The organism is Fischerella muscicola PCC 7414 (assembly GCF_000317205.1).
In the GTDB taxonomy this organism is placed as follows: Bacteria; Cyanobacteriota; Cyanobacteriia; order Cyanobacteriales; family Nostocaceae; genus Fischerella; species Fischerella muscicola.
In genome coordinates this window covers 1-16,422 of record NZ_AJLK01000043.1, presented here as the reverse complement: position 1 = coordinate 16,422, position 16,422 = coordinate 1, and the positions used below count along the sequence as shown (strand labels likewise).

General features: G+C 42.7%; 12 protein-coding genes. 4 read left to right on the top strand and 8 right to left on the bottom strand.

The annotated features are described in order from the left end of the window. Positions 1-292: 292 nt before the first annotated feature. The gene (locus tag UYI_RS0106930) at positions 293-1,306 is read left to right on the top strand and encodes a phosphatase PAP2 family protein (RefSeq protein ID WP_016865952.1); all 1,014 of its coding nucleotides are present in this window, start codon (positions 293-295) and stop codon (positions 1,304-1,306) included. A gap of 265 nt (positions 1,307-1,571) precedes the next feature. Here UYI_RS0106930 and UYI_RS0106925 read toward each other — a convergent pair whose 3' ends face one another. Continuing rightward, a complete protein-coding gene (locus tag UYI_RS0106925; RefSeq protein WP_026085790.1) occupies positions 1,572-2,699 on the bottom strand; it encodes a glycoside hydrolase family 10 protein in 1,128 nt (375 codons plus the stop codon). 426 nt (positions 2,700-3,125) lie between these two features. On the opposite strand from UYI_RS0106925, the gene UYI_RS0106920 reads away from it, so the two are divergent. Then, the gene (locus UYI_RS0106920) at positions 3,126-4,106 is read left to right on the top strand and encodes an aldo/keto reductase (protein WP_016865950.1); all 981 of its coding nucleotides are present in this window, start codon (positions 3,126-3,128) and stop codon (positions 4,104-4,106) included. Positions 4,107-4,273: 167 nt separating this feature from the next. Here UYI_RS0106920 and UYI_RS0106910 read toward each other — a convergent pair whose 3' ends face one another. The 3 genes from UYI_RS0106910 to hslO form a co-directional block, all read right to left on the bottom strand. Then, complete coding sequence (locus tag UYI_RS0106910; protein ID WP_016865948.1) at positions 4,274-4,939, bottom strand: LabA-like NYN domain-containing protein; 666 nt, start codon at positions 4,937-4,939, stop codon at positions 4,274-4,276. A gap of 400 nt (positions 4,940-5,339) precedes the next feature. Beyond that, positions 5,340-7,367, bottom strand: a complete 2,028-nt coding sequence (locus UYI_RS0106905; RefSeq protein ID WP_016865947.1) for a coiled-coil domain-containing protein — start codon at positions 7,365-7,367, stop codon at positions 5,340-5,342. Positions 7,368-7,521: 154 nt separating this feature from the next. Beyond that, complete coding sequence (gene hslO, locus UYI_RS0106900) at positions 7,522-8,427, bottom strand: Hsp33 family molecular chaperone HslO (RefSeq protein WP_016865946.1); 906 nt, start codon at positions 8,425-8,427, stop codon at positions 7,522-7,524. 197 nt (positions 8,428-8,624) lie between these two features. Here hslO and UYI_RS0106895 point away from each other — a divergent pair, with 197 nt between their 5' ends. Next, positions 8,625-9,005 carry a hypothetical protein gene (locus tag UYI_RS0106895; protein WP_016865945.1) on the top strand — a complete coding sequence of 127 codons (381 nt, stop codon included), beginning with the start codon at positions 8,625-8,627 and terminating at the stop codon, positions 9,003-9,005. Positions 9,006-9,080: 75 nt separating this feature from the next. Here the strand turns inward: UYI_RS0106895 and UYI_RS0106890 are convergent, their stop codons facing one another. Beyond that, complete coding sequence (locus tag UYI_RS0106890) at positions 9,081-10,295, bottom strand: HhoA/HhoB/HtrA family serine endopeptidase (RefSeq protein ID WP_016865944.1); 1,215 nt, start codon at positions 10,293-10,295, stop codon at positions 9,081-9,083. Positions 10,296-10,828: 533 nt separating this feature from the next. Here UYI_RS0106890 and UYI_RS0106885 point away from each other — a divergent pair. Then, positions 10,829-11,230 (top strand): metal-sensing transcriptional repressor, encoded by a 402-nt coding sequence (locus tag UYI_RS0106885; RefSeq protein ID WP_016865943.1) that lies wholly within the window; start codon positions 10,829-10,831, stop codon positions 11,228-11,230. 243 nt (positions 11,231-11,473) lie between these two features. On the opposite strand, the gene UYI_RS0106880 is transcribed toward UYI_RS0106885, so the two are convergent. The 3 genes from UYI_RS0106880 to UYI_RS0106870 all read right to left on the bottom strand — a co-directional run bounded on the left by UYI_RS0106880 (position 11,474) and on the right by UYI_RS0106870 (position 16,344). Further along, positions 11,474-13,189, bottom strand: a complete 1,716-nt coding sequence (locus UYI_RS0106880; protein ID WP_016865942.1) for a diflavin flavoprotein — start codon at positions 13,187-13,189, stop codon at positions 11,474-11,476. Between the two features lie 179 nt (positions 13,190-13,368). Then, positions 13,369-15,090 (bottom strand): diflavin flavoprotein, encoded by a 1,722-nt coding sequence (locus UYI_RS0106875; RefSeq protein WP_016865941.1) that lies wholly within the window; start codon positions 15,088-15,090, stop codon positions 13,369-13,371. Between the two features lie 354 nt (positions 15,091-15,444). Continuing rightward, positions 15,445-16,344 (bottom strand): LysR family transcriptional regulator, encoded by a 900-nt coding sequence (locus UYI_RS0106870; protein ID WP_016865940.1) that lies wholly within the window; start codon positions 16,342-16,344, stop codon positions 15,445-15,447. Between the last annotated feature and the right edge of the window lie 78 nt (positions 16,345-16,422).

Here is a 16,422-nt window from a genome sequence, read left to right as displayed (position 1 = left end):
GGCATCCATGTTCATCCCTCCTTATGCTGATCAAACTGAAAGTTTAAAAAACTTTGCATTGAAAAAAACTTACACAACCATAAGCTTTGGTTTATCGTGTATTGTTACCTAATGTCAATTGAATGTGAAGTATCTCAAAACTCATAATAGGAAATAAAAGGGAGATAAGGAGGATAAGGAAGACAAGGAGAATAACCAATGTCCAATTCCCGATGCCCGATCCCCGATGCCCAATCCCCGTTGCCCCTAATCCCCACCAGGGGCCGGTGAGTTCCCCGATCCCCAATCCCCGATGCCCAATCCCCAATCCCCAATCCCCAACGGAAATCCTTTGATACAGGTGCTACATACTGCTGTCAAAGGCAGAGCTAGATATAAGGTCAGCGGACTATATTATTCAGAAAGTCTCAAAATATACCTTGAATCTAAATTGCTAGAAGAGAAAATTATCACACAAGTTCGTGCTAATCCTACCACAGGAAACGTCCTGGTTCTTTTCCATCCAGAGATTAACCCAAATGCGATCGCTTGGCTTCTGCAAGAAATTGTCGTAAATTACACAAAACTCATTAGAAAATTACCTGTAAAAACAGCTAACACCAACGCAGCACCAACAAAAGTCAATAATTTGCCTGTCCAGAAACAACTAAACAAAGCAGGTAATAAACTTGTTCTGTTATCTGGGGCTGTTTCCACCTTTATTTTATGTGCCACATTGTTGCGTAGATCTGGATTAGACGAAGTAATTTTACTAACAATTCAAAAGTTGCACACACCACTTCTAGACCGCATCATGGTTGGTATCACTTTTTTGGGTGAGCCACTAGTTCTGTTGTTGGTTTGTCTGGGATTGGCAACTAGATCAGCATACAATCAGCGTCCTTGGGAAGCAACTACCTTAGGTCTAGCCGCAGTTGGTGCGATCGGTTTAAACATTTTCCTCAAAAAACTGTTTTCTAGGGCGCGTCCAGCACTGTGGGATCATCTTGTCAATGTACGTCACTATAGCTTTCCTAGCGGTCACGCTATGGCATCAATGGTGATTTATGGTTTTATTGGTTACATCTTAGCCAAGCAATTTCCTCAACATCGGCGACTGATTTTTGTTGGGACTGCTGTTTTAATTTTGGCGATCGGTTTGACTCGGCTATATCTAGGTGTACATTGGCCTACTGATGTAATAGCTGGGTATGCTGTAGGTTTAGTCTGGTTGACGGCGTGTATTCAAAGAATGGAAATAGGGGAAAAGTTCTCGCTTGTTGACTATGGCGATCTGCCAACAGAAACGCTTTTAACCGCAAACTAATCTTCACTTTGTCTTAAAAATAGCGATCAGCGATCAACTTAACAGCAAACCCATAATCCATCGGTGTCCATCTGTGTGCATCGGTGTTCGTTTAATTATTACCCATGGGCGTCTAGCTTAAAAATGGGTGTGGGGGTGTAGGAAGATTGTTATTTTCATTGCAAGGTTCGTGGGATTTTCCTATGATTAACTGTCTTAGTGTCTTTGTGCCTTTGTGTTTCAAAAAAAGATTTTTGAACCACTAAAACACTAAGACACAAAGAAATTATTCAACTCTGGCACGGAGTGCAGGATTTGCAAACAAAGTTTTAAATGCAGCCTGCCGCTTGTCTGGTGGTTCTGGGGCATATTCCCACAGGCTTTCGTAATAGAAGAAAGCCACGCCCAAACCACGTTCTTGGGCAGCGCGCACCTGTGACTTAATTTGTTGCATCGGCACAGGATTATTTCGCAATCCTGTCATAATACCAATACCAGTTGGTATTTTTTGTTGTGATATCTGAATTTCAGGACGAGAAAGCTTAGCGACGAAACTTTCCAAATTGGAACGATAAACTTGCATGATTAGCTCATCCACAATATTTTGATCGAGCCAAGCTAGCCAATCTTGCAACTGGAATTTATAAGCAAAGTCGTAGTAGTTAGGGGAAACGGAGAAAATGGCATTGGGTTTTTTGGCTTTTACAGCTTGATTGAGTTGTACCATAAACGCCGTAATTTTATCTGCCCGCCAGCGCATCCATGCTGGATCTTCAGGATTGCTAGGTGGATTTTTTTGAGTTTCCTGAGTATATAAGGCAGTTGTGTATTTGTCGTAGCCAAATTCGCGGGGTAAACTCATGTGGTCATCAAACTGAATACCATCGACATCGTATTGGGTGACAATTTCGACGACGAGATTAGTGATGAACTCTTGTACTTTTGGATGAAAGGGATTGAGCCACATTACTTCACCCGCAGCACTGATGGAAGTTTGGCTACCATCGCGTTTTTGGGTAAACCAATCTGGATGGTTCAATGCCAGTTCCGACATTTGGGGAGCCATAAAACCGAACTCAAACCAGGGAATCACAAGTAGTCCCTGACGATGGGCTTGGTTAATTAAGTCTGCTAAAATATCATGCCCATCTGAGCCTCGCAAGACAAAGGGTTGGATGCCTTCGCGTTTGGCTACGGCACTGGGATACATGACATAACCAGAGTTCCACACTACGGGATAAATTGTGTTGAAGTTTAATTCCCGTAATTGTCTAACGGCACTCTGTACTCTAGTACGATCCCTCAGGGTGTTAAAGTCATTGTTGGTCATCCACACACCACGAATTTCCTGACGAGAAACCTGTGCTGTTGCAGAGTAAAGGTTATTAACTAAAGATGTTGTCAAGAATGACATCACAAAAAGTAGTGGGAGAAGATACTTGAGCCATCGCCTGCCAACAGGCCGCGAACCTTGAGGTTTGTATGATTTTGTATCTACCCACATGTGCGATCGTCTGCTTTGTTTATGAAATTTACTAGCCATCGTGTCTACGAACTGGTTAATCAGTAGTTGTTCATTCCGTGCGAATTGAGTTACTGCCTGCCCAAAAACTGAAGCAGACTTAGCACTGTGAAATAATCGACGCAGATACTAGCACAGTAGTGCCCACTATCACTTTTGCACAAAGGGTAAATACTTATTCAAAGAATAAGTTTATTGAATGTATTCAATTGTTTGATAATGAATTTTGGGAAAGCTTTTTATTTAATCGCAAAAAACTAATCAGTGATTCAGTAAACAAGCCTAAAACCCTTACCAATGAATCATGACAAATCAAAAATGACAAATGAAAAAAAACTTTTTCTACCAACAATGGGTTGTGGAACTTGGGCATGGGGCAATCGGCTGCTGTGGGGATACGATGAAAGCATGGATAACCAATTGCAAGCAGTCTTTGACCTTTGTGTAAGTCATGGTGTGACTTTATTTGATACGGGCGACTCTTACGGAACGGGAAAATTAAATGGTCGCAGTGAGTTACTTTTAGGAAGATTTACCAGACAATATCAAGGTATAGGTAAAGAAAATATTTGTATTGCCACTAAACTTGCTGCTTATCCTTGGAGATTGACGCGCCAGTCGATGATACGGGCTTGTAAAGCTTCTGCTGAGCGTTTGGGAAGAAATGTGGATTTGGTACAAATGCACTGGTCTACGGCTAACTATGCTCCCTGGCAAGAGGGGGCGCTATTGGATGGTTTAGGGGATCTCTACGAACAAGGTTTGGTGAAAGGAGTAGGCTTATCTAATTACGGCTCTAAACGGCTCAAACAGGTGCATAAAAAGTTTGCAGAACGAGGAATACCAATTGCGACTCTGCAAGTACAATACTCATTACTGTCTACCTATCCTGTCACCCAATTGGGGATTAAAGAGGTTTGTGACGAACTGGGGATTAAACTAATTGCCTATAGTCCTTTGGCATTGGGAATATTAACAGGAAAATATTCTGAGCAAGGCCCGTTTCCCAAAGGTATTCGGGGACTATTGTTTAGACAGTTATTACCAGGGGTGCGATCGCTTTTAGCGTGTTTGCGAGAGATTGCTCAATCAACAGATAAAAGCATGTCCCAAGTAGCTCTCAACTGGTGCATCTGCAAGGGAACCATTCCTATCCCTGGAGCTAAAAGTGTAGAACAGGCACAAGACAATATTGGTGCTTTAGGTTGGCAACTAAACTCTAGTGAGATTGCAGAACTGGACAAAGCAGCGGCAGGTACAGATAAAAAAATGGTACAAAATATTTTTCAGACAAAATAGGGATCGGGGATTAGGGACAAGGGAGATGGGGAGATGGGGAGATGGGGGGCTAGGGGTTCCCACTTTGTGGGGTTGGGGGGCAATGGGGAGATGGGGAGATGGGGAGAATAAAAAGTGACAATTGACCAATGACAAATGACAATTGACAAATGACAATTGACTACTAACTACATATAACCAGTATTAGAAACCTTTTGAATTTCTTCTTTAATGCTATCGAGATCAATGAAACAGTCAGCATAATTAATTAGACTCTCGCTAGTCATTGAGTGCAGACTGACGATTTCTACCCTCACTCCTTTATAAGAAACTGCATTCACAGCGTAAGCTAAGTCTCCATCCCCACTGACTAAAACCACTGTGTCGCAGTGGGAAGCCAAAGTCATCATATCTACAGCAATTTCTACTTCTAAATTGGCTTTTTTAGAGCCATCAGGAAACTGAACCACATCTTTGGTGACTACGCGATAGCCATTACGACGCATCCATAACAAAAAACCCTGTTGTTTATCGTTGGTGCGGTCAACTCCACTATAAAAGAAAGCACGCAGCAGTCTGCCGTCTTTTACTAAATAAGACAGTAGCTTGGAGTAGTCAATTTCAATCCCTAATTGCAAAGCTGCATAAAATAGGTTAGAACCATCAATCAAAATTACTACACGACCGCGATTTGAAATGTTACAAATCGCACCTTCTTCCGAAAATTCTGGTATTTCATCAATGTTTGTGTGTTGAGTTTCTCCTTCAATCAGATTTTGTTCTTGGTATAGGGATTGGTGTCGCCATGCTTGATTTTGAGTGTTTTTTTTATTAAAATTAGAGGTGTTAGTCATTATTGCCTCAATATAAAAATTCAAAAATTTTATTGAAATCACAGTTAGCAATTAGCTAAATTTATCACTACTGAAATTAAATTAAGCATTTTGCAAACAGTTTTATTTTGCGCTGCATAATTTTTGCGATCAGTTAAGCCACGACTAAATTTTTAGTCATATGATTACTTCCTAGTGAAAAATGATAGCTCATGATTACATAAATAATAACTGCCGACTTCAATTCGGCAGGAAAGTTTTGAAATTGTCTAACTAGTAATTAAATCATCTTTGTCGCGTATATGTATAAATTCAACAGAATTATGTTATATTTCTGTTTTCACTAAAAAGGGTGTGGGAATGTAAGGAAAATAATTTGTTTAATCCCATTCCTCTGCCCATCCACCCTAACAAACTTAGATTACTGCTGTTGTTGAATACCCCCTGGCAATAATGGCTCAAATTGTTGCTCTGGTTCAGGATTAAGAAAATTACGCCAAATACGAATTTGTTCTTGAGCAGCGTTGTAAGCAGCGGCATAACGTGGAATTAGCCTAGCTGTTTCGATCGCTCTGGAAATATCAGATTCACCTTGGGAGCGTGCTATATCCAATAATTGCTGGCTCCATTGGTCGATGGCAATGCTCGCATCACTGCTGAGAATACTACTGCGAGGCACTCGACTTGCGAGTCTAATTGCTTCTACGAGAGATTGGGGAGTACCTGCCAATGCTACTTCTCGCGCTTTGTTCCAGTTTTCTCGAGCGCGAATTTGGGCGCGCCAGTCATCTATAGCGGCTTGTGCTTCACCAGATAACGCCCTGCCTGAGGGTATTTGTTGGGCAACGTTAATAGCGGCGGGAAGGTTGCCACTACTAGCTAGATCCCGCGCTTGATCCAAGTAAGGTTGGTCTTCTATCCGTTCTATCTTTGCTGTCCAAAGGGCAATTTTTCTCTGTGCTTCTCTATATAATGCCCGTCCTCGCCGAATCTGCCTTGCTTCAGTAATTGCCGCTTGCAAAGAGTTGATATCTTCTAACAAGGCTATCTCTTCAGCACGTTCTAAATAAGGTCTATCTTCGATTGTTTGGACTTGAGCAACCCAACCATTTATTTCTTCTCTAGCTTCTTCTGCGCGCGGGTTACTATCGGGAATTTGTTGTGCTTGGGCGATCGCTGCTGTTAAATCATTGATTGTTCCTTGACTCGCTAGTGTCCGCGCTTTTTCGAGTTTCGATACATCTTCAATTTCGAGTTGCCAACGAGCTATCAACTGTTGGGCTTTGTCGTAGACTGCTCTGGATGGATCAATTTGTTGAGCTTGGGCAATTGCTGTCTCTAAACCTGCTACTGTACCAATCCAAGCGTTTCTTTGGGCTTCTGCGATCGCAATAAAGTCCTCTGTTTCTGACTGTAGTCCTGTACTGAAAGGAATTTGCTGGGCAATAGATATAGCTTGGTCAGCATCACGACGATCTAGGTTTTTCTGTGCCAACTCTAGCATTGTGCGTCCAAATTTGGGAATTGCTTCTTGAGCTTTCTGGTAAACGTAACTGTCCTTTTCGATCGACTCTGCAATTTTAATCGCTTTGAGTAAGTTATCTACATTCTCGCTTTGAGCCAGATTTTCAGCTTTTGCCAGTTTATCGCCATCTTCCCGGGCACTAGTAATCAGTCGATTTAATTGGTCGTATTTGATACTAGCCCAATATTTATTATCGACTCGTAATAATTTAGCAGCAGCCATAAATGCGTCGTGCCAGTGTTGTTCACGCATTTCGTTTTCCGCTTGTTGGTAAATGCCTTCTGCCTCTGACCAAATTTTTTCCCATTCAGTAATTTGCTCTTTTACCAGTTTATGAGCAGGAAGGTCTTCCGGAATTTGCCTAGCAGTGGCGATCGCTTCCTCTAATTTGCCTTGTTGAAAACTTTCATCTGCTAACTTTAAAATATCTCGTGACCATTGTTCCAGGTAACGGTCTATTTCCTCTCGTAAGGGATGGCTTTCTGGTAATAGCTTAACTAGATCAATTGCTTGCAGCAGGTCTTTGACTGTTTGCTTAGAAGCCGCTAGTTGGGCGCAATGTAAGCGTACCGACGCACTAGCTAGAGGCCAGAAAATAGATGGACAGTTGGGGGCAGATGGCAACTTGAGTAGCATTCCCATTGCCATAAATGCGATGCCGCCTGGGACTAGTGTTAACAAAAGCGCCCACAAAACCCAGCTTTTTAACCAGCGTGGCATTTTCCCAGAACCATGACCACTGGGGGGTAGTTGTTCAGAAGTGTTTGGTTTTGACTGCATCACAGACTTGGAGTTAGAGCCGGCAGGTGGTATACCAGACATTTTAGTCTCATTAACGTGACCGGCTCGGGATAATCTTGTCATCATATCTGGCTCTCTAGCTCTGCCTAGTGACCAACTTTCTGAAGTATCCCGCTCTGTCATCTCTCACACCAAAGTAGTTTAATAGCGATCTACGTTGAATCGCAACTATGTTGTTGTCATGGTAACTTTCTCATCGAGAAAAATCCACCTCTTGCACCATCATACCTCCATAGATATCATTACCATCCCAAATATAAAGTATCTTTTTACACTGCTATCTAGTAGCGGATGATTCTGCTTGCAAATCAACAATTAGCTGAGCTAAGTGATCGCTACTTGCCTGGTAAACTGTGCCACAAAAGTCACAAGTCGCTTCTGCGCCATTGTCTTTGATGATCATGTCTTGCAGTTCTGCTTCTCCCAACATTTTCAGCGCTCCTAAGACCCGATCAAAAGAGCAACCACAGTGGAAGCGTAGCATCTGAGTTTCGGAAAATATATTTACTCCCATATCTCCCAGTAAATCTTGAAAAATTTCTGTCAGAGATTTACCAGCTTGGAGCAGAGGTGTAAAACCGCTTAAAGCAGCAACTCGTGATTCTAAAGTTTCTATTAAAGCTTCATCTCTGGCTGCTTTGGGCAACACTTGTACCAAGAGACCGCCAGCAGCAGTTACCCCACTTGGTTCTACAAATACGCCTAGTACTAACGCTGAAGGAGTTTGTTCAGATGTTACCAGGTAATGAGCCACATCATCTCCTATTTCACCAGAAACAATTTCAACTGTACTGGAGTATGGGTAGCCATAACCAATGTCACGCACTACATAAAGAAAGCCATCACCAACTGCACCACCGACATCTAGCTTGCCTTTAGCATTGGGCGGTAGTTCCACCGCCGGATTGCCCACATAGCCACGTACTGTACCATCTAGACCAGCATCTATTAATATACCACCCAAAGGCCCATCACCTTTTACCCGGATGTTGACTCTAGAGCCAGTCCGCTTCATATTGGATGCCATCAACAAGCCAGCTGTCATAGTCCGCCCTAAGGCAGCTGTTGCTACATAAGACATTTGATGGCGCTGCCGTGCTTCTTCTGTGAGACGAGTTGTAATTGCACCCACCGCACGAATTCCACCATCGGCTGCTGTAGCGCGAATTAATTGATCCGCCATGAAAATCCTTACATTTCTTTACAAACTTACTTTCTCTATTTTAAGTTCACAGTTTGATTAAAAGTGACCAAATATATTGCAATTAGAATGACAATACCCGTACCAACCACAAGCGGCTTTCCGTAGAGCAGAAGTATAGCTCATCTCAGTCTTTGTCATACTATAAAGAAAAAGCGATAAGAGCGATCGCGTCAACAATGCTAGGTAATTTTCAAAAAAGTCAACTGCGGATAGAAATTGAAGCATCAGCAGCTGCCATTGGAGACAGTCTGCTGCGTCCTACACAATTGGAAAAATGGCTACTTTCTGGTAGTCTTCCCCCCGGAATGCCAGAACAGTTACATCCAGGATTTCAATTTACAACTCGATTTGGAGCAATCACGATTCATCATCAAGTAGATGTAGCACGTCCTAATTGTCTGCGTTTAATTCTCAGTCAAGGAATTGATGGTTTTCATGAATGGTACTGGGGAGAAGGTTGGGTACAGTCTCGCCTAGAAGGAATTTCACTTTTGCCGCTGGCTTTAGGACAAAGTTTGAATTTACTGAGTTTGCGTCAGTTTTTAGCACAAAAATAAATTAGTTGTTGATTGTTTGTTGTTTGTTGTTTGGAACAAGCAACAATCAACAACTAACAACCAACCACTAACCAATTACGAAGTACTCTTCAATTCAGCTGTGCGTACTGATAATTGCTGTGTTTGATTTCCACGTTGCACTTTCACCTGTAACACCTGTCCGATGCGAGTGTCTTCCACAAGATTTTGCAACTGTTCAGCACTAGTAATTGCTTGCCCGTCAACTTGGGTAATAACATCGCCACGTCGGATACCTGCTGTGGCTGCTGGAGAATCGGGTAAAACCCGTACTACCAAAACTCCGTTCACTTCTGGAATGATCAACTGAGAATTGGGGTCGTTGTTGTTTTCTTTTGCTAGCTGGGGTGTGAGAGTGATCATTTGCACACCCAAATAAGGATGAGCTACTTTACCACCGCGTTGCAATTGGGCTGTAATTTGTTTAGCTTTATCGATGGGAATAGCAAAGCCAATCCCCGTAGCATCAGCACGAATAGCTGTGTTAATACCAATGACTTCACCTCTATCATTTAACAGCGGTCCGCCAGAGTTACCAGGGTTGATTGCAGCATCTGTTTGAATAAAGTCTAAGCGTTTGTCAGGGATACCAACTTGGGCGCTAGAACGTCTGAGGGTGCTGACAATTCCTAAAGTAACGGTATTATCAAATCCTAAAGGATTGCCGACTGCGATCGCCCAGTCTCCCACCTGGACATTAGAAGAAGAACCCAAAGGTGCGACAGGCAAATTTCCACCAGCGTCAATCTTAACTAGTGCCAAATCAGTGACTTCATCAACACCTTGGACTTTGCCGTCAAATTTACGTCCATCTTTGAGGCTGACTGTAACTCTATCAGCATTATCGACCACATGGGCATTAGTCATAACTAAGCCACTTTTGTCAATAATGAAACCAGAACCCAGACCGCGCAATTGTTCTGGGGGTAACTGTTGGGGAAAACTGTCCCCAAAGAACCTGCGGAAAAACGGGTCGTCATAAAAATCAGGTAGACGACGAGTAACCGTACGTTCAGTATCAATCCGAACTACAGCTGGCCCCACACGATTTACCGCCGCAGTCACAAAGCTACTGTTGCCAATAGCTGCTGTAGCTGGTGATTGCCGTTGAGCTAGAAGTTGTGGTGTGTCATTTGTGACGCTTTTAGGCGCAGGATCTGCTTGGGAAGGTGACACTTGGATAGTGCCAACAGTGAGTACAACTCCTAAAATCATTGCTAATACATGGGTGAAGAGTTGTTTGATAAACCTGGGTAGTTGGGAAAATCGCATAACCACAACCTTAATTGTTCAGTCTAGTTAGTTATGTATTTGTTCATTTTTTCTGATGTAAGTAGTTCATAATGACTACTTAGCATACCTAAATATTATTGTTGCAGATTTAATGAACATCCCTAAGTGTTGACGCTAGCTCTCATGGCAGAGTTTCATGCTTGCTTTAGTCTTAACACTTGGGGATTATTATTATCCATTTGTAAATCAATTTATTTGAATTTATGGGTGACAAGCTATTCTGGAAACTTACACTCGCAATATTCGGGAATTAGGATGATTGTTTCCTGGCAATTGCTGTAAATTCAAAGATATAATATATGCTTATACTTAAAATCGCAAAGCGCAATGGGACTCGAATGTAAGCATTGCTCCTAAAGCAAAAGTGAGAATTTCAACATCGGTGAAAGCTTTGTAGAGTCTTTTGGCGAAAAAGCTATCAACCCCTACACTCTCACACCTTCCCACTCCCCCACTACTAACCCTGTCTAAGTTAGGATCTTATGTATTCCTAAAACTCCAACCAGCAGCCAATGAATGGATCAAAGCGATTAGCTAAATCATCTTTGCCTAATTTTGAGCAAGATGATGATGTACTCTTAGAAGAAACAGACCAGGTTCACACACACAACACTCATAACCATGAACAGTCGCCTCATCCTCACGTTCATAGCGAAGAGTCTTTGCGCCGATTGGTGAATCGATTATCACGTATAGAAGGACATATTCGCGGGATAAAGACAATGGTACAGCAAAATAGCCCTTGTCCTGACGTGTTGTTGCAAATTGCCGCAGTTCGAGGCGCGCTGGATAAAGTAGCACGAATTGTTTTAGATGAACATTTAACTGAGTGTATTGCTAGAGCAGCACAAGAGGGCAATATTGATGTCGAAATTGAGCAACTCAAAGCTGCTTTAGATCGGTTTTTGCCATGAGAAGATTGGGTTCGGACGATTTCCAATGCCGTGTCCCCGGTTGCAGTCGAATCGTACATATACACCACCCTTGGTATTGAAGGTGAGCATGTACTTTGTCTTATTGTCGGGTATCAACGTCGGATCATAACCACCCTGAAACTTCTAAGACACAAAGTAGAGACACAAAATTTTGCGTCTCTACAAAATTAAATTAGTAGTTGATGATTCCAAACAACCACCAACCACCAACTAACAACTAAATTAATAATGACTGCCGGCTTTGCGATGATGGATCGCCGTCACGCTATCGGGTTGCAATAACTTACCATTGTCAACAATGGCATACACAACCCAGTGATCGCCACATTCCATACGTTTGTTGACTGAACATTCCAGATAAGCTATGGCATCAGTGAGGATGAGACAGCCGTTATCTGCAACTGCTGTGGAAAAGTTTTTAAATCTATCTTCTCCTGGGGCAAAGTTTTTGCGGAAGTGTTTCATGTAATCTTGGTAATTTTCTTCACCCAAGATATTCAGAACAAACTTACCCCCTGTATGCATGATAGATTCTATAGCTCGTTCTTTGGCGATCGCGACAGAAATTCCCGGTGGATTAAAGGTTGCTTGTGATACCCAAGCTCCCAGCATTCCCGTAGAAACTTCTCCTTGCTTGGCTGTGACAACGCAAACAGAACCAACGATGCGACCGACAGCCTGTTCCATAGGTGTAGCTGCTGCTTGGGTCAAACGTGGTTTTTTTGCTCTTCTTAAGGCTTGAGCAAAATCTGTTGCCATTTCTTCACATTCTTTGAGGGTGACATCTGTAGGTTTAAACCTCGCTTTTAAGGTTTCAAACCCAAACTTGTAACCAGCATCTTTGAGTTTGCCTTCAATTAAATCAAAGGCTTCACCACTCCAACCGTAGGAACCAAAAACGCCTGCCAGTTTGCTATTGTCACCAACGGCGAGAACAATACCCAAAGCCGTATGAATGGGTGTAGGCGCATTCCCACCAATAGTGGGAGAACCCATAATAAAGCCATCACACTTTTCGATCGCACTACGAATTTCATCAGGTTGAGCAAATTCGCAGTTGATCGACTCGACAGCAACTCCACCTTTCGTTAGTCCTAAGGCAAAGGCTTGTGCCAAAGTGGCAGTATTACCATAAGCTGAAGCATAAAGCAAGGCAACACTAATTTCACGCTCAGTTTGTGATTTGCTCCAGGTTTCGTAAGCTTTGGCTAGTTCCAACAAGCCGTAGCGAACCAATGGCCCATGAGCAGTAGCATACATTCTCACTTGCAGTTCTGATAATTTCTCTAAAGCAGCTTGCACGTGAGTTGCATGGGGAGCCATCAAACAGTCAAAATAGTAGCGCTGGTCTTCTTTGAGCAAATCCCAGTCTTCATCAAAGACTTCATCACCGCAAAGATGCGCTCCAAATAGCTTATTCGAGTAGAGAATTTGGGTTTGCTCGTCGTAGGTACAAAGTCCTGTCGGCCAGCGTGGACTGGGGATAGGAAAGAATTTCAAAACATGACCTTTACCCAAATCAAGAGTTTCTTTCCCCCGCATCGTAATAATTTTCAGTTCGCGATTGGGGAAAGCAGCTCTTAAATTAGCAGCACAGGGAAGGGAACAAACAAAAGTAAGTTTGGGAACTAAATCTAAAAGTGCTTTGAGCGTGGCAACGCGGTTAGGATTAAAGTGACCGATAATTACGTAATCCAACCGTTCCCAATCATTCAAACACTGTCTGAGTGCATCTAAATAAATTAAGCTGAAAGTTTCTGGTGGTGGATCAATAACTGCAACTTTATCACCACTAATTACATAAGAATTAGAGGTTGTACCTCTGGCTAGTGCATATTCAATTTCAAACCGCAGGCGTGTCCAACTGCGCGCGCGCAGCACAGTTGTATTTGTCGCAATTGGTAAAACCTGCACGTCACGAGAATTGGGATTAGTCATAGGTATTTACGTGAGGGGAGGGATAAGAAGATGGGGGGATGGGGTGATGGGGAGATGGGGGAATGGGGGGGATTAGGTGAAATCTTCTCCCTATCTCCCCACTGCCCCTAATCCCCAGAGGGGGCCGGTGAGTTCCCCACCTCCCCACCTACGGTTTTAGTCGGGTTCAGGGCTATATGTTAGTAATAGTTGCCTACTTTACGATGGCGAACTGCTGTTAATCCGTCGGGTTTGGAAACTCGACCGTCAGTAACGGTGCAGTACAATAGCCAGTGGTCGCTGCATTCCATGCTGCTCTTAACTTCGCATTCCATGTAAGCAAGAGCGTCTGTGAGAATTGGGGAACCGTTTTTAGCTGTTTGAGTTCTCACTCCCGCAAATCTGTCTGCACCAGGAAGCAGACGCTTGAGGAAGTGTTTTTTCAGTTCTTGATAGTTTCCTTCTTCCAGGACGTTGAGGACAAACTTATCGCCGACTTGCAACAGGGAGTCAATTGCTCGGTCTTTGGCGATAGAAACTGTAAATCCTAAAGGTTGTAAACTAGCTTGTGCCACCCAAGAAGCAAGCATCGCGCCTTGGACACCGTTCTTGTTGGCGGTAATAATGTAGAGTCCGCTGCTAATCCGACCTAGTGCTTTTTCTAAATTAACGTCGATGGATTTAATTTGCTTGATGTTACGTTCGCGGACTAGCATTTGTCCGAGATCAGTACCTGCTTCTTCACACAGTTGGTATGTGAGTGGAGAAGGAGTTTCTTTAATACGAATTGCTGGGAAGGCTTCTTTGACCCCAAAATCAATGAATCTTCTGCGTAACGGATCGATGGGTTCATCGTCACCGCCGTAACATTCAAAAAATCCAATGACTTGTTTGTCTTTGACTACACCCAAAAGCGCACTAATTGCAGCTTGTGCCGCAGCGTTGGCAGTTGGTGGCATCCCAACTATAATTCCAGAGGAGCGACCTGCTAATTCTTGGATTTCTTGGATCTCTGCGATTGTCAAATCCATGATTTCGACACCGACGCCTGTTTTCTGGACGCCTTGAGAAATCGCTTGAGCGATGCGATCGCCATAACCATAATCAGAGACATAAAACATACCAACAATTGTCTCTGTCTTGGCTTGTCTTTGGCTCCAACCTTGGTAGCACTCCCTGAGTATACCTAGATGGTGGTAGAGTAGGGGGCCATGACCGTTGGCAATAATTTTGATGTTGCCTAGTTCGTTCATTTTTTTCATTGCATTCAGCAGTGAACGAGCATTCGGCCCCATCAGGCAATCATAATAAAATCTAAAGTCGGGTTCTATTGCTTCCAAGTTGACATCAAAGGTGTCATCACTACAATAGTGCATCCCAAAGGCGTCACAGGTGAACAGAGTTTGAGTTTTGCGATCATAGCTAAAGATGGTGTCCGGCCAGTGCAGGTTAGGCGCACTCACAAATTCAATTTCGTGTCCCTGACCTAAGTCTACGCGATCGCCACTCTTGACTATCCGCTTCGAGAAGGGATCGTGAACTAAATTTTCCAGAAACTGGAGTGCAACTTTCGACGCTAAGACAGTGGCTCTGGGTGCTAATTGGAGAACGTCTTCAACCAAGCCACTATGATCTGGCTCTGTATGGCTGACAATAATGTAATCAATAGCTTTCGGGTTAACCAGTTTCTTAAGAGTCTCTAAATACAAGTGACGAAACTTGGTGTGAGAAGTATCCACCAAGGCAATGCGATCGCCTTTAATGAGATATGAATTATAAGTTGTACCGTTTTGAAGACCAAATTCGATATCAAAGCGATCACGATCCCAATCAAGCGAACGAATCGCCGTTGTGTTAGGAGCGATTTCGACGGTTTGTATAGTAAGTCGTTTATGTTGAGCGTTCTCTGTGAGAGCTACCATTAGTCGTCTCCGAGCACAAATCATCAGTCTGCTTTTCTAACTTTATTTTGCTCATAATTATTTTTGTAAAGTTGTTCAAAATAGTCTTTTTTCAAAAAGTCAATTTGTAGCCAAAATGTCTGTTTTTTGGCATACTTAATTACCGAAAAACTGTAGTTAATTCTCTGTTTTTTAACGCGGATTATAGCAGAAATTTAGCGATTTATTCTCTAATTTTTTCCTACATCCAAAGTAAGCAAAATAATATCGCTGCTCCAAATTTTGTAACGAAAAGCATAATTTTGGCAACCGTTGTATCTAAATTAAAATGTTGGTTGTTCGTGGTTGTTGTTAGGTGTAAGTTTAAGCTTTTAGCTAGAACTTTAGTTCACAGCTGGTTATTTTCCCAACAACACTGAGAAATTGCCGCAGTACTGGTGTTATTTCTCCTGCTTTCCACACCACAGCTGTTTCTACCAATGGTGTTGTTTGGGCGATCGCTCGATACACAACACCCTGACGCTGGAGATTTTGCAAAGAAGCAGGCACAATTGCAATACCCATCCCAGCCGAAACTAACCCGATAATTGTTTGCATTTGAATAGCTTCTTGAGCAACTTTTGGTGTGAAACTACCTTGCTCACACAAAGCCATAATTTTGTCGTAAAGTCCAATTCCCAAATGACGAGGAAATAAAATAAACAATTCATCCGCAAGCGATCGCACTGCAATTTTTTCTTGTTTAGCTAAAGGGTGATTTGCAGGTAAAGCCACAACCAAATTTTCTTGCTGAATACACTCACTCGCAAAACTGTCATCTTCTAAAGGTAAATGCACAAAACCAACTTGAATACGATGATTTTGCAAAGCCTTTTCTTGTTCTGCTGTCGTTAACTCCTGCAATACCAATTCTACCCCTGGAAACTGTTGGCGAAAAGCTTGCAAGATAGCAGGTAACACATCATAGGTGACAGAACTAATAAACCCCACCCGCAATTCTCCTGTTTCACCCCTATCCGTGCGCCGTGTTAACTCGATCGCCTGTTCAAGTTGCGCTAACAGTTGATAAGCCTCCCCTAAAAATACCCTTCCCGCTTCCGTCAACTGTACCTGTCGCTTAGTTTTGCGGTGAAACAACTCCACCCCTAACTCCGTTTCCAGTTGTTGAATTTGCTGACTTAAAGGCGGTTGCGCTATGTGTAATCGTTCAGCTGCGCGGCTGAAGTGTAGTTCTTCCGCCACAGTAATAAAATAGCGCAGGTGTCGTAATTCCATATTTTTAATATTTTAAAAGTTTCAATTTTCAACAAATATATATTGGACATCTGAAAAATATCTAGGTACGATACTCTC

Excerpts from the sequence above, each read along its gene's own strand:
- UYI_RS0106920 (WP_016865950.1), top strand. The coding sequence starts at position 3,126 with ATGACAAATGAAAAAAAACTTTTTCTACCAACAATGGGTTGTGGAACT.
- UYI_RS0106880 (WP_016865942.1), bottom strand. The coding sequence starts at position 13,189 with ATGACTAATCCCAATTCTCGTGACGTGCAGGTTTTACCAATTGCGACA.
- UYI_RS0106870 (WP_016865940.1), bottom strand. The coding sequence starts at position 16,344 with ATGGAATTACGACACCTGCGCTATTTTATTACTGTGGCGGAAGAACTA.
- UYI_RS0106930 (WP_016865952.1), top strand. The coding sequence starts at position 293 with ATGCCCAATCCCCAATCCCCAATCCCCAACGGAAATCCTTTGATACAG.
- UYI_RS0106905 (WP_016865947.1), bottom strand. The coding sequence starts at position 7,367 with ATGACAGAGCGGGATACTTCAGAAAGTTGGTCACTAGGCAGAGCTAGA.
- UYI_RS0106890 (WP_016865944.1), bottom strand. The coding sequence starts at position 10,295 with ATGCGATTTTCCCAACTACCCAGGTTTATCAAACAACTCTTCACCCAT.
- UYI_RS0106875 (WP_016865941.1), bottom strand. The coding sequence starts at position 15,090 with ATGGTAGCTCTCACAGAGAACGCTCAACATAAACGACTTACTATACAA.
- UYI_RS0106885 (WP_016865943.1), top strand. The coding sequence starts at position 10,829 with ATGAATGGATCAAAGCGATTAGCTAAATCATCTTTGCCTAATTTTGAG.
- hslO (WP_016865946.1), bottom strand. The coding sequence starts at position 8,427 with ATGGCGGATCAATTAATTCGCGCTACAGCAGCCGATGGTGGAATTCGT.
- UYI_RS0106925 (WP_026085790.1), bottom strand. The coding sequence starts at position 2,699 with ATGTCATTCTTGACAACATCTTTAGTTAATAACCTTTACTCTGCAACA.
- UYI_RS0106910 (WP_016865948.1), bottom strand. The coding sequence starts at position 4,939 with ATGACTAACACCTCTAATTTTAATAAAAAAAACACTCAAAATCAAGCA.
- UYI_RS0106895 (WP_016865945.1), top strand. The coding sequence starts at position 8,625 with ATGCTAGGTAATTTTCAAAAAAGTCAACTGCGGATAGAAATTGAAGCA.